General features: G+C 71.8%; 2 protein-coding genes. One reads left to right on the forward strand and one right to left on the reverse strand.

Annotated features, from left to right (window positions below; translation table 11 throughout):
- Positions 1 to 66: 66 nt before the first annotated feature.
- The gene (locus tag AC1DP0_RS21775; protein WP_478088652.1) at positions 67 to 744 is read right to left on the reverse strand and encodes an NADPH-dependent F420 reductase; all 678 of its coding nucleotides are present in this window, start codon (positions 742 to 744) and stop codon (positions 67 to 69) included.
- Positions 745 to 882: 138 nt separating this feature from the next.
- Here AC1DP0_RS21775 and AC1DP0_RS21780 point away from each other — a divergent pair, with 138 nt between their 5' ends.
- Positions 883 to 1,473 carry a TetR/AcrR family transcriptional regulator gene (locus tag AC1DP0_RS21780; protein ID WP_478088653.1) on the forward strand — a complete coding sequence of 197 codons (591 nt, stop codon included), beginning with the start codon at positions 883 to 885 and terminating at the stop codon, positions 1,471 to 1,473.
- Positions 1,474 to 1,515 lie beyond the last annotated feature (42 nt).

Here is a 1,515-nt window from a genome sequence, read left to right on the forward strand (position 1 = left end):
CCGGTGACCAGCACGGTCCGGCCGGTCATCGGGCCGGTCCTCGGGCCGGTCGTCGGGGCGCTCATGTCACCGGACGATCTTGAAGTTGAACGCCGCCGTGCCGAAGGCGCCCATCAGGCGCAGCCACACGGGCAGCAGCATCTCGGTGCCGCGCGCCGTGCTGATGTCCCCGAGGTCGATGACGTCGGCGTGACCGAACGACTCCAGCAGCGCTGTGACGGTGGCCTTGGCCGCCGCGTCGTTGCCTGACACGAAGACGGAGGACTCCTGCCCGAGGTTCTTCGGGTGGACCATGAGCTCGGCGGTGAGGGTGTTGAGCGTCTTGACGACCCGGGCCTGCGGGAAGGCCCGCTGCACCAGCTCGCCCAGGGAGTCGGTGTCCTTGACGAAGAGGGTGGGCGGGAACCCGTTCGAGAAGTCGAGCGGGTTCGAGATGTCGAGGACGATCTTGCCGGTCAGGTTGTCCGCGCCGGCCGCCTCGAGGGCCGGCATCGCGCCGTGCCCGCTCGTGGCGTTGACGACGAGCTCGGCCGCGGCCGCCGCGTCGGCGAAGGTGGCGAGGGACACCCCTGCCTGGTCCGCGGCCCAGGCCGAGTAGGGCGGGTTGCCCATGCCGTCGGGCTCGGTGCGGGCGAGCGTGGCCTGCGGGTCTCGGGTGCCGACGACGACGTCGTGGCCGAGGCCGAACAGCCGGGCGGCGACGGTCCGGCCGACCGTGCCGGTGCCGAGGACTGCGATCTTCATGGGGGTTCTCCGACGTGCTGGTCCGGTCAGCGAAGCAGACAGGTTTGTCTACTCCCGCAGCTGGAAACGTAACAGACAGGTCTGTCTATGTGCACGAATACGACCAGGACGACGCCGATGTACGACCCGAGGAGCCTGATGTCCACCGCCACGCCGACCCGCCCCAGTGCCGCACGCGAGCGGATCCTCGACGCCGCCTTCGCGCTGTTCTACGCCCGCGGGATCCGCGCCGTGGGGGTCGATCTCATCATCGCCGAGTCGGGCGTGGCGAAGGCGACGTTCTACAAGCACTTCCCCGCCAAGGACGATCTCGTCGTCGCCTACCTCGACAAGGTCGACGGCGTCTGGACGGGACAGCTGAAGGGGGCCGCGCAGGCCRCAGGCGCCGACCCGGCCGCGCAGCTGGTCGGCCTCTTCGACGCACTCGGCACGGCGTGCCGGCGGGAGGGCTACCGCGGCTGTGCCTTCATCAACGCCGCGGCCGAGTCGCAGCCGGGCACCCCGGTTCACGACCGGACGGTGGCGCACAAGACCGCCGTGCTCGCCTGGGTGCGCGAGCTCGCCGAGCAGGCCGGAGCGCGGGACCCCGGGGCCCTCGCCCGGTCGCTGACGCTCCTGCTCGACGGCGGACTCGCGAGCGGCTCCCTCGACGCCAGCCCCGAGGCCCCGAAGGTGGCCCGCGCCTGTGCCGCCGCCCTGGTGTCGGCCGCCACCGGCGCCTCCGTCTGAGGCACGGGCACCCGTCCACACCAGAACGGCGAGGGGTCAGCC

It is taken from the genome of Terrabacter sp. P5_B1 (genome assembly GCF_056400505.1).

Excerpts from the sequence above, each read along its gene's own strand:
- AC1DP0_RS21775 (WP_478088652.1), bottom strand. The coding sequence starts at position 744 with ATGAAGATCGCAGTCCTCGGCACCGGCACGGTCGGCCGGACCGTCGCC.